Raw genomic sequence first — 23,658 nt, 5'->3', positions numbered from 1 at the left:
CGGCCAGCGCGGCGGCGATCTTCTCCAGCGGCGACGGGACCGCGGAGAGCGCGTGACCGGTGAGCACGTGCGGGGCGAATTCAGCGGACAGCCAGCCCAGCACCCAGCCGGCGGCAGCCGGCGAACCACGCAACAGCAGCGAGCCAGTGTGGAAGGCACGCGTACATTGCGCGGCGACCTGCTCGATCGGGCTGCTCATAAGCGGTCAGACTCCCTTGTCCTTAGCTCGCCTAACGCGTTTGCCGGTCCGCGGGTGCGGCCATCGACCAGGCGGTGTGCTGGTCGTCACACCATAGCCCAAAAACCGCCCAATCTAAGAAACTCTCAGGCTTTGCTCTGACGCCTGCGGCATCCCCGCAGGCCAAGCAGCCGAGAAATTGGCAAAACAAGCTAGATAGCTCGTGCGGTCCGCGTGTCGCGTCGGCAAAGTGAACGGACAATGGCAGTGCGCTGTCCATCACCTGGATCGCCAGGAAACGCCAAGGGATTCACAGGACGATTTGTGAATGCTTCTCGAGGATCCCTATGCGGTGACTGCCGGTGGCCTGGCCACTCGTACCGAGCCGACGTCCGTCGCGCACCTGTCCGCGCCGTTGAGCCGCCGGTTTCCGCGTCCTTCGAGCCAGCATGCCTGCCATCCCAACGATGCAGCTCAGGCCAGGGTGTTCGGCGAGTTGATGCAAGCCGAGATCGCCGAGCTGGAGCATCTGATCGCCGTCGCCCAGCTCCGGTGGGAGCACCGGCGTGACGCCGGCTGGGGCGCCGACCGCACACCCGAGCCGGTGCTGCGGCTGCGGGAGAAGCTCAAGGAAGTGCAGCGGCTGCACGTCGCGCTGCAGGACCGATTCGGCGCCGACTGACGGTTGCGCGGTCTCCGCTCACCGAGATTTCAATTCACAGGGGCCTACATGCGCCTCATCTGGCAAATCTGCCCCGCTAGACTGTCGACGCGCTGCCTCCGTAGCTCAGTTGGATAGAGCAAGGGCCTTCTAATCCCTAGGTCGCAGGTTCGATTCCTGCCGGGGGCGCTGGTCAGAGTTGGTAGTTAGCCATACCGAGTAAGCTCTGTCGGCGTTTATTCGTCGTTCTTAGTGCGCAGTTCGTTCCCGATCTCCCGGGTCAGCCGCCTCGCGTGGATCGCGTCGTCGTAAGTCGGTCAGCAGGTCGGGTCATAGCGGCGCTTCGGAGAAACGGTCCGACAGCCACGACGTAGGCGACAAACATGGTTCGCGCGGCGAGTGCTCGCAGCCACGGAAAGTCAAGCGGCAGAGATGCGGTCGATACGGCAATGACGGTGAAACCTAGGGCAACAACAACTACGGGTCGGCCCACAAGCTCTCGCGAAGTATGGCGCAGCAGCAGGTAGCAGGCTCCGCAGAGGCCGACCGATCCGGCCTGCAATGGAGATGCATCGCTGAGGAGTACCGCCGCCGCGGCGAGTAGAACGTCCGTTGTGGCGGCGATGCGGAGCCGAATACCCACCCCTGCCGACCAGATATGTCCGAGGTGCAATCTCGCGCATCAACCTCGCCGGCCGGCGCGTTCGGCGAAAGCATCCAGCGCGGCGAGGACTTCGGGAGAGCGCCACACTCGGTTACGGGGTCCCTTGGTCGCCTCGATGAGGATTCCCGCGTCGGTGAGCGGATTGAGGTAGCGGTGAGCGTTGGTGGACTCCATACCCAGCTCCTGAGCCAGCAGCGCGGCGTTCACGACTGGGCGGCGGGTCAACAAATCGGCGACCTTCCACACCGCCGAATCGGACCGCGCCGTGATCACGTCGTTCCAGTTCGCCCTGATCTCGCGAAGTTCGCTGACCAGTTGGCGCCCGTTGGCAATCGCCAGGACTGTGGCCTGTGCGAAGCGATCGACGATCGGCGCGGCGTCACCGTCGCGGTAGCTCGTCAACGCGGCGAAGTACGCGTCGGTGTCGGCGAGCAGGCCGGCTGACACGGGCACCGTGACCTGACGCGTCAGGCCTTTATTCCTCAATAGGGCTTGCACCAGGGCGCGGCCAGTGCGGCCGTTGCCGTCAGTGAAGGGGTGAATGGTCTCGAATTGCGCGTGGCCAACTGCGATCTGCGGCAGCGCAGGAACATCGGCGCGCTGCGCGAAAGCAATCAAGTCGGCGACCGCCCCAGCGATCAACTCATGACGCGGGCCGACAAAGGTCGCACCGATCGGTGTGGCGCCACCGCCGATCCACACCGGCTCTGTCCGGAACTCGCCCGGCGTATGACGTGGGTTGTTGATCATCAATGCGCGGTGCATCGCCAGGATGGCATCTGCGTCCACGGTGTCGGACAGGGCGACCGCCGCCTTCATCGCAGCGGTATTGGCGACGATCAACTCTGCGTTGCGTCTGGCCTTGCCACCGGGCAGCTCGGCCTCGCCGATCGCGCGCGCTGTCGCGGTCAAATTTTCGATCTGCGAGCTAGCGGCCGATTCCGACCGCAGCAACACCGCGGCAAACGGCGCGATCTCACCGCCAAGTTCGGCATCGAAGCGTGCGATCTCGCGACTGGCCGACTCGGCGTCGGCCAACACCCGTGTGGGGAGGTCGAGCGCTAAGTCTGCAATCTCGGCTGGCACGGCGGGGTGATAGGTGCCGTACCGAGCTCGCGTCCCACCCGTATGCCGCCCGCCATGCGGCTCCCAGCGAACGTCGTCGTAGGTGATGGGGCGAAGTGAAGTCACAGATCCAGCGTAACTTCAGTTCTAATACTAAGTGAAGTTATATCACCCGGTTGACTTCACGTCGGTGATCAGGTGGCTCAGTCGAAGCGACGCGAGCAGCCATTCATCGGCCCGGCGGACCCAACGCTCGGTGTAGTGCCCGTAGCCGGTGACGGATGTGCCGTTGTCGAATACGGCACGGTCTTGCACGGCCCAGATCACCTGTGCCTCGTCGCCGGCGAGGTCGATCTCCGGGGTGTGGACCTGGTGAGCGGTCTTCGCTCCCGCCACCAGAGACTTCAGAAGCGCCAGCACCTCGTTGCGTCCGACCGTCATGTCCGGTTCGGACTCGCCGTCGCTCATCCCGAATTCGACGTCGTCGACCATCAACGCCGCCAAGCCATTCCAGTCCTTGGTGTCCAGTGTTCGGCAGTACGTGGCCTTGGCCTGCGTCAGCTCGTAGAACGCGACCAGCTCGGCATGCGGGGTCATCGGACGGCCAGTTCCAGACGATCGAGTCGGCGGACCAGGATGCTGGGTAGCCACTGGCCAACCTCGGCCGCCTCGATCCAGGTGGTCTGTTGCAGCAGCGTCCGCAACACGATCTGCGCTTCCAGACGCGCCAGCGCGGCGCCGATGCAGAAGTGAGCGCCCCTGCCGAACGCGAGGTGTCCCTTCCCTCCTGCGCGGTCCAGGCGGAACTCGTCGGGTCTGTCGAACTGTCGGGGGTCGCGGTTGGCGGCCCCCCACATCAGCAGCAGGCGCGAATCGGCGGGCACGTCGACTCCGGCCAGCGTGGTGTCTCTCAGGACGTGGCGGTAGTGGCCGCGAAACGGCGACTCATACCGCAGCGTCTCTTCGATGAACGCACCCAGCAGTTCCGGCTGTGCGCGGAGCTGTTCCTGAATGTCGTTGTGCGTGGCCAGGATCCACACGGCGCTGCCCAGCAAAGAGGCGGTGGATTCACCGGCAGCGCTGAACAATGTCAGCATGATCGCCAGTGCCGGCATATGTTCCACCTCGCCCGAGGCGTACCGGGCTGCCAGGTCGCCGATCAGCCCCTGCGCAGGGTTCTCCCCCGCCTTCGCAAAATGCTCCATGACATAACCGGACAGCTCCATCGCCGCCATGCCTGCGGTTTCGAGCTCGCTCGGGCTCACAACACCGTCGAGCAGGGTGGTGGTGGCATAGCCGAGCCGGATCAGCCTGTCGACGTCGCCCTGGGGCAGCCCCAGCAGGTCGGCCACCACCATCATCGGGAGCCGATTCGCCATCGCACTCATCCACTCGATGCGCCCGTCGATCACCCCGTCAGTCCACAGCTCAATCGCGGTCGCTTCGGCGAACCCCTCGATAACGCGTATCCGCTTGGCTGCCAGGTGGGGCACGAGCAGCTTGCGGTGTGCGTCGTGCAACGGGTCGTCGGCGGTGGCCAGGGCATGCTGCGGGCCGCCCAGCGAGCCCATATCGAAGGGCGTGACGCTGCCGTCGCGGTACACCATCGTCGCGGTCAGGTTGGATGAAAAATCCTCGACACGGTTCACCGCCTCCAGCACTGCGTCCCAGCCGCACACCGCATAGAAGGTGGAATCGCCGATGCGTTGCACCGGCGCGTGCTCGCGCATCCGGTCATAGAGCGGGTACGGGTCCTGCAAGGCGCCAGTGAAGAAGTCGGTGGCGTCCGCCAAGAGGGTCATGGGGTCAGGGTGACCTCCACCGGCACCGGGGTCAACGACGTCCACCGAAGATGAAAACCCCCTCGAAGCAGGCACAGCCGCGTCTCTCTCAGACCACACACCCCACCAGGGCCTTCGCTGGGAAAACAGCCGCACTTCTTCTCACAGTGATAAAACACGGTGATGGATTCGCGGTCGCCGACGACTGATGACTGGCTGATCGGCGGGGATCGCCACAGCGTGGCCGCCGATCGCATCTACGCCGCAGCCGCCGACCTGATCTCTCGGCACGGATACGACGCCTTCACCATCGACGCGCTGGCCGCCAAGGTGCACTGCTCACCTGCCACCATCTACCGCCATGCCGGAGGCAAGGGGGTCATCCGTGACGCCGTGATGAGCAGGCAAGCCGAAGGTGTGCTCACCTCGGTCCGCGAAGCCATCGACGGGCTGACCGGTGCGGAACGCATCGTCACCGCCACCACGGTCGCGCTGCAGCGTCTGCGGGCCGATCCGTTGTCCGGCATCATGCGCTCGATGACCACACTCGCCGGCGAGGAATGGCTCACCAACTCCCCCGTCGTCACCCGCCTCGCCAACGAGATGGTCGGACTCACAACGCCGGATCCCCTTGCCGCACAATGGTTGATCCGCACGTTCCTCGCACTCTGGTGCTGGCCGATCTCAGACCCCGACACCGAGGAACACATGGTGCGGCGATTCCTCGGACCGCCCTACGACACACATGCAACGGCCCGGGCTAGCACTCGCCAGTGATTGCTCTCGCGGTGTCGACGGCCACGATCAAGGAGATCGTGAGCCGCTACCGGTGGGGCTGGTGCGGGTCTGCGCAGAGTTCACCGATGGGCGCGATGACGCTGCGGGTGCTGACCTCAACCCACACGGCGTGATCATCGACAAGCCGTGGATCGAGCAGGCGTTGGCCGGCCATGGGCCACTGCACCCACTCATAGCCGGCCAGCTTGTATTGCACGTCGCCTGCCAGCCACAGCAGCGCCTGCGCCGCCGTCGTCTCCAGTAGATAGCCCAAGCACCGGCGGTAAGGGCTGACGTCGGCGGTGCTGGGCGCATCGAAGCTCACGGCTATCGCTTCGCCGCAGACCATGAAGTACCACGACACGCCGGCGAAGGTGATCGGCCGGCCGTGCCGAAGACAGCGTAGGTCCCGGGTCACCGCGCCGGCCGCCTCGGCCCAGGCGGCGGGCAGGTCGGCGGGCGGATCGTCGCCGATGCCAAATCGCCACAGTCGGTCAGGAACGTCCCAGGACATGGCTTCACCGTGGCATGCCCATGCGGTCGGCGTCGAGCACGCGTGATGACGGCTCACCACTTTCGCACCGATGCCGCGCGCATTCAGAGAAACCCAGACCCGCAGCGGTGCGGACCTACACGCTTCTGGTGTCGAGTCGCGTCTCGACCACCGAGTCGCCCGACCGTTCGACGAAATATGCTGCCGCGCCGTCTTTCTCAGAAACAGCCTCGGCGAAGTTTGTCCCGAAATAGAGGATCCCTGCACCATCGTCGGTGGCGTAGGCGGAAGGTAACACGCCGTGTCCCACCAGCTCATGCAGTAGCGGGCGGCGTTGCTCTTCACTGTCATAGTGCACGCCGTTGGCGTAAGGCAGGAAGCCGAGCGCATCGGTCACCGGCCGCAGCTGCGGTCCGAATGAATCCGTTGTTCCGCCGACGTGCCAGCAGATGGACCCCGCCGAGACACCGGTCAGCACCACGCCTGCCTGCCAGGCGGATCGGAGCGCACTGTCGACACCGTGCAACCGCCACATGGCGAGCAATCCGGCGACGCTCCCGCCGAACACCCACACGACGTCCTGATCGAGCAGATGCCCGGCGATGTCTTCGACGTTGGGCATGGGGAACAGCGATATGTGCGACACTGCGAAGCCCCGCGCCTGCGCGGCTTCGGTGAGGTAGTGCAGCACGGCGTTGTCATCGCCCATCGCCGTGGCCAACAGGCACATCCGCGGTGGCCGGCCGGTCACCCCCGAGAGATCCACGGCAAGCTCCGTCAACGCGGTAAACGCAAATCGAGTCCGCCGCCCTTCGCCGATTCCTCCGCTGGTCGCCAGAATGGTCGGCGCGTCGGCAGGCATACGGCGACCGTAAGGTGCGGCAGCGGAGTCAGCAAGCGATATCACGCCGGGGAACTGCCACGGGGGCACGAGCGTTTAGAAAGGGAGACCCGCCACGGCCCCGTTATCCCCCAGCCGTGGCGGGCCTCACTGCTGCGTATTACCGATGTTGAAGCCTCACTAACACCGCAGTGGTCAGTATCACTGTCCCCGCACGTTTGAAATCGGTCGATGAACCTGCCACCAGCGCGGCGGCACCGGGATCGCGGCGCCGGCCACTCGATCAAATATCCTGTGCGTAAATCACTTCCGATACGGTGACGCACCACGCCGCGAACCCGATTGGTCACCGGCGGCGAGGGACGACCCCGCCTGTCTACGCTGATGCGATGGAACCTGTGGGCGCGGCCCGCCCGGCCGCCGTGCTGGTGACAGGCATGTCCGGCGTGGGCAAGTCGACCGCGCTCGACGCGCTTGCCCGCCGCGGCTACCCCACCGTCGACACCGACGACGGCAACTGGATCCACCTCGTCGACGGCGAGCCGCTATGGCGAGAGCCGATGATCGACGAGCTGCTGAACCGGCCCCGGACCGCGCCGCTGTTCGTTCAGGGCACCGTCGCCAACCAGGGCCGGTTCTACCATCGGTTCGATGCCATCGTTCTGCTCACCGCCCCGGCCGAGATCATGCTCGACCGTCTCGAGCGGCGCACGAACAATGCGTTCGGCAAGCACCCGGACGAGCGTGCCCGGATCCTCTCGGACCTCGCCGGCATCGAGCCGTTGCTGCGTCAGGCCGCCACGCACGTCATCGACACCGCCCGCCCGCTGCCGGACGTCGTCGACCTCCTGGTCGACATCGCCCTGAACGGTGAAACACACTGAGCGCCTGCGGGTTCCATGACGGCGACTACCGAGCAGCGTCCCACCAGGCCAGCACCCGGATCCCGTACAGCGTCAACCATTTCGACGGCTCACCCGCAGGAACATCGACTTCGAACCACACTCGTCCCGGCTGCCGCCCGGTGTTCAGCCAGGTGCCGTCGGGGCGTCTGGCGTCGCGGACGATGCCGATCGCCTCGGCCATCCGGAGATCGGGATCCGTGCCGTCGTGCAGCGCTGCCGTCCGAAAATACTCGGCCGCGTTCAGCGCGCTGTAGGACCAGCGGATCGGATAGCCGAAGTCGTACACCCAATCCCCCACCACCTCATTCGTCGCCAGCCGGCGAAGAAGGTGGCGTTCGAGCAGGTACTCCTCCCCACGCCGGCGTGCGGCGCGCACCTCCGCCACGCGTGGGTTGGCAACCTCGTAGGCCAACAGGCCCTTGAGCGAATTCAGGGTCGAGTGGAACGACGACCGCCGCGACCCCTCGACCCACTCACAATTCCATCCGCCGTCGGGCAACTGGTGCTCCAGGAACCAGTCGGCGATCCCGGTGACGTCAGCGCCGAGCCACACCCCGTTGGCCACGGTCCACGCGTTGATGCAGCAGTCCACCTCCCCCGACCAGTACGGCGAGCCGTCGTACTCCCAACGGCTGTGCTCGCCGAGCAACTCGGCGGTTCGGCGTTCCCGCAACACCGATGCGTCAAGCCCCCACTCGCGCAACGTGTTCAACGTCCATGTCGTCGCCGTCCAGGGCTGACCCGGGTCCGACGAGTGGTCGAAATCGAAGTCCGCTGGAAAGAACGCGCCACCGGCCCACTGGCCGTCGTCGTCCTGCAACGCCAGCAGACGTGCCCCGAACCCTTCGGACGCGATCCGCGTCCGCGTCGCGTCCCACACCTCGGCCGGCTCCCCCAGCAGATCGCGCTCGACCTGCCAGCGCAACGCCGGATCGGAGTCCACCAACCAGTCCGCCACCGGCCCTGTCATGGGACAAGGCTAGTGAAAAAGCCTGTCGCAGCGCCATGATGGACCCGTGATGCGCGGTGACGGTCTGGCCTGCGCGCTGTCGCGGTGGTTCGGTTAGCCCGGTGCTTCCCCGGCGCTCTGCGGCTCCGCGACGACGACCGCGCCGCCGCCGACCCGCTTGGCGCGGTACATCGCCTCGTCGGCACGGTGCAGCACGTCGTCCAGATCGAAGCCGATGCGCGCGGGCTCCCAGGTGATTCCCACACTCGACCGCAACGCCACTCCGTCCGGGTTGCGCAGCGTCAACGCCCGCACCCGCCCGATGAACTTGTCCAGGTCCTGTTCGTCGGACATCTCCGCGATGAGGATGAATTCGTCACCGCCGACGCGCGCGGCGATATCGCGGGCCCGGATCACATCGGTCAGCTGCTTGGCGACCGACCGCAGCGTGGCGTCGCCGGCGCCATGCCCGTGGTCGTCGTTGAGCTGTTTGAACCCGTCGAGGTCGATCACGACGGCGGCCAGCACCGCGCCCCGCGGACTGCGCGCCAGCGTCAGCCCGGTCTCGGTGTAGAGCCCGCGCCGATTCAACAGCCCGGTCAAGGGATCACGATTGGCCGCGTACGCGGTGGCACTCAGGCCGCGGCGGGTGCCCTCGATGACCATCGCCGCGATCGCCGGCATGACCACGACCGTGGCCAGTGCCGGCAGGAAGAACAACGACAGCTCAGACAGGTGCGCGTGGTCGTAACGCACCCCCACCCAGGTGAACGCCACGATCGTCGCGGTGGCGAAGCCACAGTGCAGGAACAGCGCCCGATACCCCAGCAGCACCGCCGCGAAGACACCGATCAGGCACATATAGACCGTGCCGGACAGCCGCGCCTCGGGTGCAGTGAGCACGGCGGCCGAGGCCGCCAGCGCGATATCGCCCCACACGGCGAAGGCGACGGCGTACCGATGACTCGGCCACGGCATCGTCAACCACGCCACCCCGATCACCAACGCCGACACCAGAAGGAACAGGTGGACGGTGCGGGCCGCCAACCCGTGCGGTCCGAGCGGTTGGACGGACGAGAACTGTTCGAGTGCGCTCAGCAGCCCGAGACAGACACATGCCGCGCCGATGAAGATGCGGATCGCGCCCAGGAAGCCGGTGGCGCGCAGCACCGCAGTCGCGATGGCGAACTCGCGCTCACCCATGCATTGGCCCTCGAACTCGTGGTCGGTGTGTGTGGCGGATGCTATCGGGCACCACCAACCCTGGCTAGAGCCTCCTGGTCAGATTCCTTGGGCTGCCGTGTACGCGCGCCACCCGCCGAAGCTGGTGATCTCGCGCTGACCCTCGACCAGCGCGGGCTCACCGAGCACCCCGAGGACCGTCGACCCGTCGTCAAGACGGACTTTGCCGATCGACAGCCCCGGCGGCTCACTCAGCAGGATTCCGGCCAGCCCCGCCGCCGGCACCTCCCACACCTCGACCGCAACGCCGACACCCGAACCGTCGGTGACCCGGACCATCGCCGGATGCTCGTCGTTGATCGTCCACAACCGGTAGACCGGCTCGGTGACGGCTTCGCGCAGGAATGTCGCGCCGGCGGCCGCCATGTTCGGCGACAGTTTGAGCCCGCGCATCAGGGTGCCGTTCACCGCCAACCGCACGGCGCCGCTCCCGGTGTCGTCCGTGGCAGGTGCCGCGGCGGGATCGCCGACGATCCGCGTTCCCGATGTGCCGGCCAGGATCGCCGGGATCTCCTCGGCGGCCCCGATCACCCCGACGGCCCCGGGAGTCGCGGCGACGAAATCGGCGACCGCCTCGACCTTGGGCTCCATCGAACCCTTGCCGAACTGGCCGGAGGCGATGTAATCGCGCGCCTGCTCGACGGTGATCGTGTCCAGCCACGTCTCGCTCGGCGTCCCGAAACCGATGGCCACCCGCGGCACGCCGGTGGGGATCATCAACAGGTCGGCGCCCAGCTCGTGGGCCAGCAGACCCGAAGCGATGTCCTTGTCGACGACGGCCTCCACGCCGACCACGGTGCCGTCGGGTTCCAGCGCCACCGGGATGCCGCCGCCGCCCACCGCGACGACGATCACGCCGTCGTCGAGCAGCCGCCGGATCACGTCGGTCTCCAGGATGGTCCGCGGCCGCGGCGAGGCGACCGTGCGCCGCCAGCCGCGCCCGGCATCCTCGGCGATGGTCCAGCCCAGACCGGCGGCCAGCTCCCTGGCCCGCGCCTCGTCCAAGAAGGACCCGACCGGCTTGGTCGGATTGTCGAAGGCCGGGTCGTCGAGGTCGACCACCGAGTGGGTCACCACCGCCACCACTGGCCGGGACAGTCCGCGGCGGGCGAGCTCGTTGCGCAGCGCCTTGACGAACATGTAGCCGATCGCCCCCTGGGTGTCGGCGACGGCGTAGTCGACCGGGACCGGATCGACCTCGTCCTTGGCGAGTTCGGAACGGCGCAGGATGAATCCCACCTGCGGGCCGTTGCCATGGGAGACAACGAGTTTCCAGCCCTGCTCCACCATGTCGATCAGCGGGGACACCGTGCGGGCAACCGTGTCGAACTGCTGCGGGATCGAGTCGTGGTCGGCATCGGTGACCAGCGCGTTGCCACCGAACGCGACGATTGCGGTTTTCATTGCTCTCCGAGTCCCGAGGCCAGCGCGGCCAGCGCGGCGTTGAAACATTCCATCGGCGCGGTGGTGATGCCCGCGCCGATCTGCCCGACACCGGCCTGCCGGTGTGCGATGCCGGTGTTGATGATCGGCAGCACACCCGAATCGACGACCAGGCGCGCGTCGATTCCGGCCGGGGTGCCACCGAAGTTCAACGGCGGCAACGTGAACGCCGGGTTGGTACCGAGCGTGATGGTCAGCATCCGGCGACTGTTGGCCGTGGCGTCGGCCGGGGTGCCGCCGACGAACTGGACGATCGCCGGCGAGGCGGCCATCGCGAAGCCGCCCAGCCCGTTGGTCTCGGTGATCGCCGAGTCGCCGAGGTCGGCAGCGGCGTCGTTTACCGAGTAGCCCGGAAAATACAGTCCGTCAACGGGATTGGCCGGCGCCTGAAACCACTGATCGCCGGTTCCGGACAGCTTGATGCCGAAGTTCACCCCGTTGCGGGCCATCACGGTGACCATGCTGCTGCCCGGCACACCGGCAGCGGCATCCGTCATCGACTTGGCCGCGGCCATCGAGATGTTGAGGAAAAAGTGGTCGTTGCCAGCGACGAAGTCCAGCGCGCGCCGCACCGCATCGGAGGGCACGTCGGACCCCAGCAGCGCCAACGTCAGCCGTTTGAACAGCAGCGCGGATGCGGCCGCGTTGCGGTTGTGCAGCTCGTCGCCCATGTGCAGCGCCTGCGCCATCAGCGGTTTGAGATCGGGGTCGGCCAGTGCGCGCACCGCGACCTGCATGGTGGCGAAGAAGTCGCTGCCCAGCCACCGCAACCGGTCCAGCACGTCGGGTGAGTTCGCGCCGAACCTGAGCACCTTGCCCAAGCCTTCGTTGAGATTGCAGAAGGCCCGGTTCCCCGCAGCGGTGTTCTCCACCACCCACACCGGCATCGACGGGCTGATGATGCCCGCCATCGGCCCGACCGCGCCGTGCTCATGGCACGGTTCCAGCGCCACCGCTCCCGACTCGGCCAGGGCCTCGGCGGCCTCGAGATCCTGCGCCCACCCTTCGTAGAGGATCGCCCCGGCGATCGCGCCGCGCTGCGGCCCGCACATCTCCGGCCAGGCGATCGGCGGCCCGGAGTGCAGGATGCGCCGTTCACCGGGCCCGAGACCCGCGATCACCTCACCGGCCCGGACCAGATCGATCAGGCGTGGCTGCGCGGCCAGATAACGTTCGTAGGCAACCTGATTGGCCGCTTCGATGCGCGGGTCACCGACCAGACCGGCCAGCGCCCAGCCCAGCGCGGGATCGGCACCCGCGGGCGGCGCCCAGGTGAGGTTGGTGACCTGACCGCCGGCCGCGGTGATGTTCGTCGCGAAGCCCTGCAGCCCGACATTGACCACCTTGAGGTCCTGGTCGAAGAGTTTCTTCACCGCTGCCCTTCCCGCGCGGCGATCAGCATCGCCGACCACAACGCCGCCTCGGCGTTGCTCGATGCGACCAGAACGCCCGCCGACGTCAGTCCCTCGACTGCCCCGGCGCGGTCCTGGGGGTCGGAGTCGGTACCGCACACATAGCCGATGAACGCCACCGTCGTCCCCGCCGCGCGGGCGGCGTCGATGATCGAAATGAGTTCGGCGGTCGGGTCGTCGGCCGATCCATAGCCGAGCACCACGTCGAACAACACCACCGCCGTCGACGGATCGGCGATCTCGTCGCGGATGCGCGCGTCCTTCTGCGACGGGTCGATCATGGGATGCGGTCTGCCCTGGGTGAATTCGTCGTCACCCATGTCGATGATGGTGTGCTGGGTGCTGGTTCGGATGTCGGCCAGTGCGGTGTTGCCCGCCACCGGAGTGTTGGAATGGGCGGTGATGCCGTGGGCGCGGTGCAGCAGTTGGGCCTCGTAACAGAAGGTGCCACCGGAGAAGATGCCCCGCACATACCGCTGCTCCAGCGTCATCCGATCCGCGAGATCCCGCAGGGTGTTCCGCATCTCGGGCGAGACCGTGAGGCCGTCGGAGTCGGGCTGCTCACCGCGGGCCAATGCGACGGCCATGTCGGCGGCCTGCGCGAGGTAGGCCGCGCCGTACACACCGCCGCCGGTGACGGAATCCGGGTCTGCCCCCAGGAAGATGACGACCACCGGCTTGACGCTCTCCCGGGCTGCGGCAAGCACTTTCGCGGCCACCGCATCAGACGGTGGCTTGGACACCAGGACGATGACGGTCGTGGCCGGGTCGGCATCGAGCGCGGCCAGCCCGTGCAGCATCGAGATGCCGCCGATGGCGTCGGCCAGATCGTGGCCGCCGGTGCCCAGTGCCTGCGACACCCCGGAGCCGTCCTGGTGGATCCGGACGGTGACCTCCTGGGTGCCGGTGCCGGAGGCGCCGACCACCCCGATCGGGCCGCGCCGCACGACGTTCGCGAATCCCAGCGGGACGCCGTTGACGATCGAGGTTCCGCAGTCGGGGCCCATGACCATCAGATCGACCTGGCGGGCGTACTGCTTGAGTGCCAGCTCGGCCTCGACGCTGACGTTGTCGCTGAACACCATCACGTCCAGGCCCAGCCGCAGGGCCTTCATCGCCTCGGCGGCGGCGTAGTCGCCGGGCACCGAGATCAGCGCCAGGTTCAGCGCGGGATCCTTGGCGACGGCCATCTGAATGCTGGTGACCGGTGCCGCCGCCTCGGCGTGATCGCCACCGTCACCGGCCGCTGCCGACAGCAGCTTGTCGGCGACAGCGAGCGCTTCGTCGCAGGCTTCCTCGGCCCCCGCCACCGCGACCACGAGGTCGTTGGGCCGTACCTCGAAGGTTCCGAGACCGGCCTGCGCGAGGTTGTCCACGTTGGTGGCCGACGCCATCACCACCGAGGCGGCCTCGATGCCCGGTATCGACGTCACCCGCGCCGACACCGTCATCAAGGACACCGAATCCTTGTAGAGGTTGGGGTACAACCGCGAACTGGTGGCCATCCGTCAGGACGTCGCGGCGATGAACTCGTCGGCGTCGGCGACCCAGCCGAAGATCGCCCCCTGCGCCTTGATCATCTCCAGCGCCACCCGCTGAAACTCCGGAAAGTACGACGCCACACAGTCACTGAGCACCAGACATTCATACCCTCGGTCGTTGGCCTCGCGGACGGTGGTGTGCACACACACTTCCGTGGTGACCCCGCACACCACCAGAGTCTTGATGCCGCGGTCGGACAGGATCTGGCCCAGGTCGGTGGCGTGGAAGCTGCCCTTGCCGGGCTTGTCGATCACCGGCTCGCCGTCGATCGGATACAGCTGCTCGATGATGTCGTGCCCCTGCTCGCCGCGAACCAGGATCCGGCCCATCGGCCCGGGCTCCCCGATGAAGGTCTTACCGCCGCGGTGCAGCTTGGCCGGCGGGCAGTCGGTCAGGTCGGGACGGTGGCCTTCCCGGGTGTGGATGACCAGCATGCCGATCGCGCGCGCCTGAGCCAGTACCCGTTCGATCGGGTCCACGGCGGCCAGCAGCAGCGAGGTGTCGTTGCCGAGAGCCTCACCGAATCCGCCGGGCAACACGAAGTCCCGCTGCATGTCGATGATCACCAGCGCGGTGCTGGCGACATCGAAGTCCAGCGGGAAGGGCTCCGCGTTGATCGTGGCCATGTGTGGTCCCTTCTGACTCCCCGAACGGGCGGATCCATTGAAACGTAACTGGCAGCCGATCGCGCGGGTCAATATTTCCTCGGCGTAAACAATCTCGACTCGACCCCCGCAAGTCGATTGCAAGTGACTGACAAGTCCCGGCGGGCATGGTCGTCCCATGCACACACAACAGCCCGAGTTGCTCGGCATCACCCTGGCCCATCGAGCGATGCTCACCGACGTCGAACGACTCGTCGCCGCGGTGACCGACATCGGCCTTGGCCGGCAGCACTGCTCGCCTCGACGGGCCGACGCGATCGCTCGGTATACCGAATTGCTCTGCGAGTCGATTCACCACCACCACACGATGGAAGACAGCGTGCTGTGGCCGGTGATCGCTGCGCGCGCCGGCGACATCGTGGACCTCAGCGAGCTGACCGAAGACCACGCGGCGCTGGATCCGCGCTTGGAGACCATTGCGCACCGGGCGACCGCATTCCGGGTCGCCGGTGGTGACCGCCGCACCGCCGCATTGCTGGCCGCCGAACTGGCCGACCTGCACAACCTGCTCACCGAGCACATTGCCGAGGAGGAACGCGACATCTTTCCGGTGATCCGCAGGCATGTGCCGGTAGCCGAGTGGCAGACCGTCGAGAAGACCGCGCAGCGGACCGGGCGGCTGACCTTCGACGGGCCCCGCACAGTGGCCGCCGGCACCGAAGACGAGCGCGCAATCCTGGCCAAAGGGGTCAGCCCGGTGCTTCGTCTGGTGCTCGGCGTCTTGGCCTGGCGGCACCGCAGATTCGAAGACGCGGTGTTTACCGGCTGATCCGGTCGACCAGCCGGGCCGCCTCCGTCGCCAGCCGAGTCCTCAGCGTGGCTGCGGCGGCCCGGTAGCGCTGCGCGTCGTCGTGGTTGCCCCATGACTCGGCGACCGCGGCCAACGCGTCGTCGACCGGCCCCGCCAGCAGGCTGCCGTTGTCCAGGCCGGCCATCCGGCCGGAATACGGTTGCAGTTCGGCGGCACACTGCTCCGCAACGGCCAGATCACCCAACGCGACCGCCGCATGAGCCCGCAGCGTCGTCATCGCCAGCCAGTAGTACGACCGCTCGACAGGCCCCCGATTCGCCCAGATCCGAGCGGCGTCGTCGCGGCGGCCCGCGCTCAGCAGCGCCAAGACCGCCGGGTCGGCGATCGAGGTCGAGACGTGGGTGTGCACCGCCAGCAGATCATCAGCCAAGGGCGCCAGGGCTCCCCGGTCCAGACCAGCGGTGAACCGCCCGACCAGGGCCATCTGGGCGCCGTTGGCGGTGCCCTGCTCGGCAAGCTCCCGCGCGGCCGCGGCGTATCGGCGTTCGCCCTCGTCGGTCCGGCCGGCCAGCACCGTGAGCTGGGCGGTGAACACTTCCAGCACGGTCAGCAGCGAGGCGAGCTGACCGGTGCCGGCCCGCGCGACCGCAAGACCGACATGGTCGTGGGCGGCAACCAAATCGGAACGTCCGGCCGCCGACAGGAACGCCAGCCAATGCGCCACGGCTTGGTAATCGACAGCGGCGGCGGCCTCTGCTGCGGCGAGGAATTCGGCGGTCAGCTGCTCGCGCGCATGCGCCAGATCCGGCCCCAGAGCCGCATACGCGCGCGCATTGAGCGCCGCGCACAGCGCCCGACCATGCGTGTGCGGGTCGCGGTCGTGGAGCGCACGGGCCAGGGTGAGCGCTTCGGCGCTGGCGGCCAGCGCCGCGGGCTGGTCGAACCCTTCGAGTTCGGCGAACAGCGTCGTGAGCAGGCGCACACGCACATCGGGCGGCAGCTCCCCGGCCAGCACGCGGTGCAGCGGGTCGAGGATCTCGGTGTCGGGTGTGTCGCTGACCCGCACCCGCCAGATCAACGGGGCGTTCCACGCGGCCAGCAGGCGGGCGGTGAGTTGGTCGGAGTGTCTGGCCAGCGGCAACGCCTCTTTGAGCGCGGTCCGGGTCGCGACGACATCCCCCACCCGAGCCGATGCCGCTATCCAACCGCCATACGCCTCGACGATGCGCTCGACATCGGGCGGTCCCGCTTCGGCACGCTCGGCCAGCATCAGCATCCGGACCGCCGCCTGCCATTGCCGCGCCCCTTCGACCGGTGCACCCACCCGGTCGGCGTCACGCCCGGCGGCCATCGCCAGTTCCGCGGCGGCAGCCGCGCTGGCCGGCGTCGCCGCCGCGACCGCGTGGTAGGCAAGGGCAGCCGGTTCCGTCGACCGAGCCGGCGACGACAACAGCTCCAGGGCCGTTGCGTGCAGACGGGCCCGGCGTAGCACCGAGGTGTCTTCATAGAGGGTGTCGCGCACCAGCGCATGCACAAACCGGACGAGCCCTGGCCCGGGCTCCTCCAGCAGGCCCGCCAGCACCGCCGGTTCCAAAGCGTCGAGCACCTCCTCCGGGTCGCGGTGGGCGAGCTCTGCCAGCAGCTCGACGTCCACTTCGCGACCAAGCACAGCCGCTTGCCGAAGGGCGGTCACCGTGGCTCCGGGTAAGCGGGCGAGCCTGCGCCGCAACACATCACCCACTCCAGCAGGTACCGCGACCCGCGCGGCACCGACACCCTCGGACATGATCAGACGCGCCAGTTCCCGCACGAACAGCGGGTTGCCGCCCGTGCGATCGTGGAGCAGTCGCGAGGTCTCCTCGGTGAGATCGGTCAATCCGCAGTCGGCGGCGAGCGCGATGGCCGCCTCACGGTCCAGACCGTCGACGGCCAGCCGCGCGACCGTGCGGACCGCCAAAGCCGCACGCGCCGAGGCCAGTTCGGTGCCCGATTCCGAAGGGCGGTAGGTGGCGACGACCAGGACGGGGTGGTCCTTGAGTTCGTGACTCACCAGGCGCAGCAATTCCAACGTGAGGCCGTCGGTGCGGTGCAGATCGTCCAGCAGCACCGCGACCGGTCGCCTGGCCGCGGACCGCGCAATCACATCGACGACGGCCTGCGCTGTCCAGAAGGTGCTGGGAACGTCGTCGACCGCGGATTCGGCGTCATGCAGCAGAGGCGCGAGCGCGCGTCGGTGACGCGGCTCGGCAGCGGCGCACAAGTCGCCGAAGTGCCGCAGCACCTCCGTCCAAGCCCAGCCCGGGGGTGCACCGTCCACTTCGGGACACCGGCCCGCGGCGACCGTCCAGCCCGCAAAACGCAGCCGGACGGCCGCGGCGGCGGTCACCGTGGTCTTGCCGGCACCGGCCTCGCCGCTGAGCCAGACCATCCGGCTGCCGCCGGAGCAGACCTCCCGCGCGGCATCGTCGATCGCTGCGAGCTCCCGGGAACGACCATGTGGCACTGTGGGCTCAGCGACGCTCGCGGGCCGATCAGGGACCTGCGGAGGTACGGAGGCGGGCCGGCCCACCTCGATGCGTGAGGCCTGGTTGAGGATGTCATGTTCGAGATCGCGCAGCTCACGTCCCGGCTCCAGGCCCAGCTCGTCGGATAAATGCATGCGGGTGTTACGCACCACCTCGAGCGCAGCGGCTTGGCGGCCGGCCCGGTACAGGGCGGTGGCCAGCAAGGCGGCCGCACCCTCCCTGGTCGGGTGATCACGGACGACCCGCTCCAGCTCGACGACGACCGTGCTGTGGTGACCGAGCGCGAGCTCAGCCGATGCACGTAACTCGATTGCGGCTGTGTGCAATTCGGTCAGGCGGGCGATCTCCGCGAAGGCCCACCCAGCGTCGGCAACCTCGGCGTAGGGTTCACCGGCCCACCGGTTGAGCGCCGCGGTCAGCAGGTCTACCCGCCGCTGCGGGTCGGGTTCGGATTGGGCCGCACGGACCTGGTTGTCGAACCACCACGCGTCCACGGATTCGGTCGCCAGCTGGATGCGGTAACCCGGTGCCGCGCTGACGAGGATGCCGGCGGGCGCCCGACGCGCCCGGTCGGGTTCGAGTATCCGGCGCAGATGTGACACGTAGGCCTGCAGCGCGGACAGCGCCTTCGGCGGAGGTTCGCCTTGCCAGAGATCCTCGATGAGCCGGTCGACCGACACCACCCGGCCCTGCGCCAACACCAGCCGCGCGAACAGAGAGCGCTGACGCGGTCCGCCCAGTTCCACCGCAGCCGACCCCCGCCAGGCCCGGACGGACCCCAATACCGCCACCCGAACAGGTTGCTGATCCGGTGCCGCCATAGTGAACCGACCCTAACTGCTAGCCTCCCCATCGTGGAGACTCGGAATGCCTGACCTGGTCCTTTACCAAGTCATCGATCGCGTCGCGCTGATCACCGTCAACGACCCGGACCGGCGCAACGCCGTCACTGATGCGATGTCGCAACAGCTGCGCGCTGCCGTCGAAGCCGCCGAAGCGGAGGCCAACGCCGTGGTGATCACCGGCGCGGGAAAGGCCTTCTGCGCCGGAGCGGACCTGTCCGCACTCGGCGCCGCGGCCCGGGAGGGGCTCGAACGGATCTATGCCGGCTTCATGGCGGTCGGACGCTGCACCCTGCCGACCGTCGCCGCGGTCAACGGTGCCGCCGTCGGCGCCGGACTGAACCTGGCGCTGGCCGCCGACGTGCGGATCGCCGGGCCGCACGCCCTATTCGACCCGCGGTTCCAAAAGCTGGGCATCCATCCCGGCGGCGGCGCCACCTGGATGCTGCAGCGCGCGGTCGGCCCGCAGGTCGCCCGCGCCGCCCTGCTGTTCGGCATGCGCTTTGATGCCGAGGCCGCGGTGCGACACGGGCTGGCACTGACCGTCGCCGACGATCCGGTGGCCGCCGCGCTGGAACTGGCTGCCGGCCCCGCGGCCGCGCCGCGCGAGGTGGTGCTGGCCACCAAGGCGTCGATGCGGGCCACCGCAATCCCCGGCTTCTTGGACACCGACCATCACGAGGCGGCCAAGGACATCGAGCTGGGCCCGCAGGCCACCTCGATCGAGTCGCCGGAATTCAGGGCCAGGCTGGCCGCCGCGCAGCGCCGCTGACCGCAACCCTTGCAATAGGCAGGTAAATACCTGCATAATGACGTCGTGGATGCAGATGCAGTGTTCAAGGCGCTGGCCGACCCCGGCCGCCGTCGGCTGCTGGACATGCTCCACGAACGCGCCGGCCTGACACTCGCCGAACTCTGCGACGGGCTCGACATGCGCCGACAGTCAGTCAGCCAGCACATCGACATTCTCGAGGCCGCCAATCTGGTCATCTCGGTGCGCGACGGCCGGCGCAAACTGCACTACCTGAATCCGGTACCGATCCACCACATCCAGACCCGCTGGATCTGGAAATTCGAAGAGCCGCGTCTCGCGGCCCTGGCCACCATCAAGCAGCGCGCGGAGGTAACCGCCATGTCCGAGCAGATTCCCGACTACGTGTACACCACCTATATCCGCGCCACCGCTGAGCAGGTGTGGCATGCGCTCACCGACGCCGACCTCACGGCGAAATTCTGGGGGCACGCCCAGGTGTCGGATTGGCAGGTCGGCAGCCGTGCCGAGCACGTCCGCACCGACGGGTCCGGCATCGTGGACGTGGCCGGCACCGTGATGGAGGTCGATGCCCCCCGGCGCCTGGTGTTCGGCTTCGGCGAGCCCAGTGACGACCCGACCGCCGAGACCAGCATCGTCACGTTCGACATCGAGCCCTATCGCGACATCGTCAAACTGACCGTGACGCACACGAATTTCCAGTCCCCCGAGGACCGCGAATCGGTCGGGCAAGGCTGGCCGACGGTGTTCGCGAACCTCAAGACGCTGCTGGAAACCGGCGACGTGCTGCCCACGCCGCCATGGGAATTCCACGCCGAGGACCGCGCCGTCCAGATGGCCAAGCGAGGGTAGCTGCCCGCTTTTTTCAGACCGTCGAGCGTGCGAGATCTCGGTGGTGGAGGGCCGATTCGTCGACGAAAGCTCGCACGCTGGGCGTGGTTGGGGATGACCGAATACGAGTGAGCGCTGACTCGTCCACCGTGTGCATGTGGACGACCAGCCGTTTCTGGGCAGTCAGGCCGTGCGCAGCGGGCTGGTGACGGACTACCGGCTCCGCACCCGCTACCGCGCGGTCTACCGCAACGTCTACCTGGCCAACGAGGTCCAATTGACCGCGCAGCGACGAGCCCGGGCGGCGTGGCTGTTCGCCGGCCCCGAGGTGGTCCTGGCCGGGCTGTCGGCCGCCGCGGTCCATGGTGCGAAATGGCTGGACGAGAACGCCCCGGCCGAGATCGTCCGTACCGATCGGCACGGTTCGCGGGGCCTGTTGGCGCATTCGTATGCGCTCGCCGGTGACGACGTGTGCCTTCGGCGGGGTATGCGGGTCACCACCGCTGCGCGCACCGCGTTCGACATCGGGCGACGACTTCCGCTGCACGATGCGGTACCGCTGGTCGACGCACTGATGAATGCCACTCGGCTCAAGGTCGCCGATGTGCTGGCCGTCGCCGACGCGAACCCCGGAGTGCGTGGTGTCCGTCGGCTGCGCGCAACGTTGGCACTGGCCGACGGCGGTGCCGAATCGCCGCCCGAATCCAGGCTGCGGATGCTGTTGATCGGCGCGGGCCTGCCGACCCCGCAGACTCAGATCGAATTCTTCGACGATTACGGCGACGTCGTCATCCGGGTGGATATGGGCTGGCGGGCGTGGCGGGTCGCCGTCGAGTACGACGGTGTGCAGCACTGGACCGATGCCAGGCAGCGGTCCTGGGATATCGACCGAATCGCGATTCTCGATTCGCTGGGCTGGTCGGTGGTCCGGGTCAGCGCGGACATGCTCCGGCGGCCTGAGGTGATCGTCGCGCGGGTCACCGCGAAGCTACGTTCGGCAGGCTGCCCCGTCTGAGCGCCGAACGTGCGAGATCTCGGTGGCCAACGGGCGGTTCGTCGACGAAAGCTCGCACGCTGGGCGATAGCGCGTCGCTAGAGTCGACGTGTGACCCATGCCACATCGCCTCGATACGCCCGCTATGTCGGCCGGGTCGGTGCGCTCGCCTTCGCACTCGGCGTCGGGGTGGCGATCGCCAACAACCCCGGGGTCGCGGTTGCCGACGCCGGCAGCTCGGGCAGCTCGAACGCAGCGGCGCATTCGGCACGACCCGCGTCCGCCCGAAGTCACACCGTCTCCGCAGTCAAGCGCACCGGCGTCGCAGCACCCCGGCCCGCAACACGCAGCGCGCCACCGCTGCCCCGTACGTCCGCCACGCTCACCGATGTCCTCGGCTATGCCCGCCGGGCGTCCGGCCAGATCGCGCAGCAGCCGGCCGCCACGGTCGGCAACATCTTCCTCGCCCGCCGGCCCACCCTCGCCTACAACGCCGCCCAGAACGTTGCGGCGGCTGACGGCGTGATCACCGGCACGCTGAACGCCAGACAAGCCAACGGCTACTCGCTCACCTATACGGTGACCCAGCCGCCGCAACACGGCAGCGTCGACATCCACGACGACGGCACCTTCACCTATCAGCCCGACGCCCAGTTCAGCACGCTCGGTGGCACCGATACCTTCTCCGTGACCGCCGACGACCGACCCGGCAACCAACCCCACTGGCACGGGCTCGCAACGTTTTTCGCCCCCAACGGCGGCTCCACGGCGACGACGAGAGTCACCGTGCTGGAGAATCCGGGCACGGCCGAGCCGACGTCGGTGCTGTCCACCACCGACCAGCTCGACGCCGAACAGGTCGCCACCCAGCTCGCCAATTCTCCGGTCATGCGGTTGGCCAAGGAGATCCTCAAGATCGGCTGGCGACTGGCGGCGCAGAAGAACTTCGCGATGATCGGCGGCCCCGATGCGGCGAACATGGCCCAGCTGGACCAGGCCGTCACCGAATACGCGAACCAGGCAGCGATGGAAGTGCTGCTGCTGAATTCCAACGCCCCCAAGTTCATCCAGCAGGTCGCTCCAACCCACAGTTGGTATCTACAGACGTTCGCCGGGTCCCGGATCTGGTACGACAACCCCGACACCATCTACCGCTTCGTCGGAGTGAACACCGCCTCCTCCTATGTGATCACCGGGAAGTTCGACGGCTCCCTGCCGGCCGACACCAACTTCAGCGTGCTGACCGGTTTGAACGGCGCGACCGCGGACAACATCAACGGCAGAGACCTGGTGCTGGGCCCCGACGGAAGCTTCACCATCACGGTGGACTCGACGCCGACCGCGCCCGGGCAGACCAACCATCTGTACCTGCCACCGGGAACTAGCCTGATCACGACCCGAAACACGTTGGCGGACTGGAACACCGAGGAACCGATGAGCCTGTCGATCCTGCGGGTCAGCGGTCCTCCGAACAGCCTGTTCAGTCAGGTCGGCGGCTTCGCGATCCCCGGCATCGGCCCGCTGGTGTCGGGCAGTCCGCTGTTGACGTCGCTGGTGTCGCTGATCCCCCCGCTGCCGGCGCCCCGCCTGCTGCAGTCGGTCGAGGCCGCGGTGATCATGCTGCTGCTGGGAATCAGCGGCGAAAACAAGTACATGTCGGTCGCCACCAGAGACGCCACCACGGGCCAGCCGAAACCACCGAATGTTCTCTCCGACCCCGACCACAACGCGTCCTTCCTGGCCACCCAGTTGCAGAGCGTCGGCTACTTCGAGCTCGCCGACGACGAAGCGCTGGTCGTCACGATCGACCCCGGCAAGGCCCGGTATTTCAGTGTTCCGGTGACCAACCTGTGGACCATCACCGACAACTACTGGGACCAGCAGACCAGCCTTAACGTCAGCCAGTCCGTCCACAACGCCGACGGGACGTACACGATCGTGGTCTCCCCCACCGATCCCGGTGTGGCCAACTGGGTCTCGACCGGTGGTCTGAATCAGGGCACGATCTCGATCCGGTTCCAGGACTTCGATCCGAACTCCACCGTCGACCCGACGGTGAGCTCACAGGTGGTCCCACTCAGCGAGCTCGACGGCGTTTTGCCGGCCGGCACCGTGTTCGTCAGCGCCGACGAGCGCGCAGCCCAGATCGCCGCCCGGCAGCTGGGATACAACAAGCGCTACACGCCCTACCCGCAGGCCTGAGCGATTTGGGCGCGGAAACCGTCGCCCAGCGACGTGTGGTGTCTCGGGACATCGCTGACACTTATGTCTTGGGACATCGCTGACACTCATGATGGCGGTTTGGGTTCGCGGGTGCGGTAGGTC

Annotated in this window: 20 protein-coding genes, 1 tRNA gene and 1 pseudogene; 9 read left to right on the top strand and 13 right to left on the bottom strand. The window is 67.7% G+C overall.

Annotated features, from left to right (window positions below; all coding sequences use genetic code 11):
• A pseudogene (locus tag MSZK_RS32900) lies at positions 1–199 on the bottom strand (alpha/beta hydrolase); the annotation flags it as partial.
• Between the two features lie 307 nt (positions 200–506).
• On the opposite strand from MSZK_RS32900, the gene MSZK_RS10620 reads away from it, so the two are divergent.
• Positions 507–860: a hypothetical protein gene (locus MSZK_RS10620; RefSeq protein ID WP_099247526.1), complete on the top strand. Its 354-nt coding sequence runs from the start codon at positions 507–509 to the stop codon at positions 858–860.
• 94 nt (positions 861–954) lie between these two features.
• Positions 955–1,028, top strand: a tRNA-Arg gene (locus tag MSZK_RS10615).
• A gap of 493 nt (positions 1,029–1,521) precedes the next feature.
• Here the strand turns inward: MSZK_RS10615 and MSZK_RS10610 are convergent.
• From MSZK_RS10610 to MSZK_RS10600, 3 genes are read right to left on the bottom strand one after another with little or no spacing between them, the layout of a single operon-like run.
• On the bottom strand, positions 1,522–2,694 hold the full coding sequence (locus tag MSZK_RS10610) for a Fic family protein (protein WP_099247524.1): 1,173 nt from the start codon (positions 2,692–2,694) through the stop codon (positions 1,522–1,524).
• Positions 2,695–2,736: 42 nt separating this feature from the next.
• The gene (locus MSZK_RS10605) at positions 2,737–3,165 is read right to left on the bottom strand and encodes a nuclear transport factor 2 family protein (protein ID WP_099247522.1); all 429 of its coding nucleotides are present in this window, start codon (positions 3,163–3,165) and stop codon (positions 2,737–2,739) included.
• On the bottom strand, positions 3,162–4,370 hold the full coding sequence (locus tag MSZK_RS10600; protein WP_099247520.1) for a cytochrome P450: 1,209 nt from the start codon (positions 4,368–4,370) through the stop codon (positions 3,162–3,164). The genes MSZK_RS10605 and MSZK_RS10600 overlap by 4 nt, the downstream gene beginning before the upstream one ends.
• 162 nt (positions 4,371–4,532) lie before the next feature.
• On the opposite strand from MSZK_RS10600, the gene MSZK_RS10595 reads away from it, so the two are divergent.
• On the top strand, positions 4,533–5,126 hold the full coding sequence (locus MSZK_RS10595) for a TetR/AcrR family transcriptional regulator (protein ID WP_099247518.1): 594 nt from the start codon (positions 4,533–4,535) through the stop codon (positions 5,124–5,126).
• Between the two features lie 46 nt (positions 5,127–5,172).
• On the opposite strand, the gene MSZK_RS10590 is transcribed toward MSZK_RS10595, so the two are convergent.
• The gene (locus tag MSZK_RS10590; RefSeq protein WP_099247516.1) at positions 5,173–5,640 is read right to left on the bottom strand and encodes a hypothetical protein; all 468 of its coding nucleotides are present in this window, start codon (positions 5,638–5,640) and stop codon (positions 5,173–5,175) included.
• Between the two features lie 115 nt (positions 5,641–5,755).
• Positions 5,756–6,481, bottom strand: coding sequence for a peptidase E (locus MSZK_RS10585; protein ID WP_099247514.1), 726 nt, complete (start codon positions 6,479–6,481; stop codon positions 5,756–5,758).
• 377 nt (positions 6,482–6,858) lie between these two features.
• Between MSZK_RS10585 and MSZK_RS10580 the strand changes: the two genes are divergently transcribed.
• Positions 6,859–7,344 (top strand): AAA family ATPase, encoded by a 486-nt coding sequence (locus MSZK_RS10580; RefSeq protein WP_233211222.1) that lies wholly within the window; start codon positions 6,859–6,861, stop codon positions 7,342–7,344.
• A gap of 25 nt (positions 7,345–7,369) precedes the next feature.
• On the opposite strand, the gene MSZK_RS10575 is transcribed toward MSZK_RS10580, so the two are convergent.
• From MSZK_RS10575 to MSZK_RS10550, 6 genes are all read right to left on the bottom strand, one after another.
• Positions 7,370–8,335 (bottom strand): squalene cyclase, encoded by a 966-nt coding sequence (locus tag MSZK_RS10575; protein WP_099247512.1) that lies wholly within the window; start codon positions 8,333–8,335, stop codon positions 7,370–7,372.
• Between the two features lie 93 nt (positions 8,336–8,428).
• Positions 8,429–9,517, bottom strand: a complete 1,089-nt coding sequence (locus tag MSZK_RS10570; RefSeq protein WP_099247510.1) for a diguanylate cyclase — start codon at positions 9,515–9,517, stop codon at positions 8,429–8,431.
• A gap of 78 nt (positions 9,518–9,595) precedes the next feature.
• Positions 9,596–10,960 carry a carbamate kinase gene (locus MSZK_RS10565; protein ID WP_199203285.1) on the bottom strand — a complete coding sequence of 455 codons (1,365 nt, stop codon included), beginning with the start codon at positions 10,958–10,960 and terminating at the stop codon, positions 9,596–9,598.
• On the bottom strand, positions 10,957–12,372 hold the full coding sequence (locus MSZK_RS10560; RefSeq protein WP_099247508.1) for a DUF1116 domain-containing protein: 1,416 nt from the start codon (positions 12,370–12,372) through the stop codon (positions 10,957–10,959). Before MSZK_RS10560 ends, MSZK_RS10565 begins: the two co-directional genes overlap by 4 nt.
• A complete protein-coding gene (fdrA, locus tag MSZK_RS10555) occupies positions 12,369–13,916 on the bottom strand; it encodes an acyl-CoA synthetase FdrA (RefSeq protein WP_099247506.1) in 1,548 nt (515 codons plus the stop codon). The genes MSZK_RS10560 and fdrA overlap by 4 nt, the downstream gene beginning before the upstream one ends.
• A 3-nt stretch (positions 13,917–13,919) precedes the next feature.
• A complete protein-coding gene (locus tag MSZK_RS10550) occupies positions 13,920–14,579 on the bottom strand; it encodes a cysteine hydrolase family protein (protein ID WP_099247504.1) in 660 nt (219 codons plus the stop codon).
• Positions 14,580–14,736: 157 nt separating this feature from the next.
• On the opposite strand from MSZK_RS10550, the gene MSZK_RS10545 reads away from it, so the two are divergent.
• A complete protein-coding gene (locus MSZK_RS10545; protein WP_099247502.1) occupies positions 14,737–15,387 on the top strand; it encodes a hemerythrin domain-containing protein in 651 nt (216 codons plus the stop codon).
• Here the strand turns inward: MSZK_RS10545 and MSZK_RS10540 are convergent.
• Positions 15,377–18,685 carry a BTAD domain-containing putative transcriptional regulator gene (locus MSZK_RS10540; RefSeq protein WP_233211221.1) on the bottom strand — a complete coding sequence of 1,103 codons (3,309 nt, stop codon included), beginning with the start codon at positions 18,683–18,685 and terminating at the stop codon, positions 15,377–15,379. The genes MSZK_RS10545 and MSZK_RS10540 overlap by 11 nt on opposite strands.
• 76 nt (positions 18,686–18,761) lie before the next feature.
• Here MSZK_RS10540 and MSZK_RS10535 point away from each other — a divergent pair, with 76 nt between their 5' ends.
• The 4 genes from MSZK_RS10535 (at position 18,762) to MSZK_RS10520 (ending at position 23,535) form a co-directional block, all read left to right on the top strand.
• Positions 18,762–19,508, top strand: coding sequence for an enoyl-CoA hydratase (locus tag MSZK_RS10535; protein ID WP_099247498.1), 747 nt, complete (start codon positions 18,762–18,764; stop codon positions 19,506–19,508).
• Positions 19,509–19,553: 45 nt separating this feature from the next.
• Positions 19,554–20,360 (top strand): metalloregulator ArsR/SmtB family transcription factor, encoded by an 807-nt coding sequence (locus MSZK_RS10530; RefSeq protein ID WP_099247496.1) that lies wholly within the window; start codon positions 19,554–19,556, stop codon positions 20,358–20,360.
• A gap of 136 nt (positions 20,361–20,496) precedes the next feature.
• Entirely contained in the window at positions 20,497–21,354 is an 858-nt protein-coding gene (locus tag MSZK_RS10525) for a DUF559 domain-containing protein (RefSeq protein ID WP_099247494.1), read from the top strand.
• Positions 21,355–21,444: 90 nt separating this feature from the next.
• Complete coding sequence (locus MSZK_RS10520) at positions 21,445–23,535, top strand: Ig-like domain-containing protein (RefSeq protein ID WP_199203284.1); 2,091 nt, start codon at positions 21,445–21,447, stop codon at positions 23,533–23,535.
• The last annotated feature ends 123 nt before the right edge of the window (positions 23,536–23,658 follow it).

Origin of the sequence: Mycobacterium sp. shizuoka-1, assembly GCF_002723835.1 — a bacterium.
Lineage (GTDB): Bacteria > Actinomycetota > Actinomycetes > Mycobacteriales > Mycobacteriaceae > Mycobacterium.
Note: the sequence above shows the minus strand (reverse complement) of the source record. Positions and strands in the feature narration are given on the sequence as shown.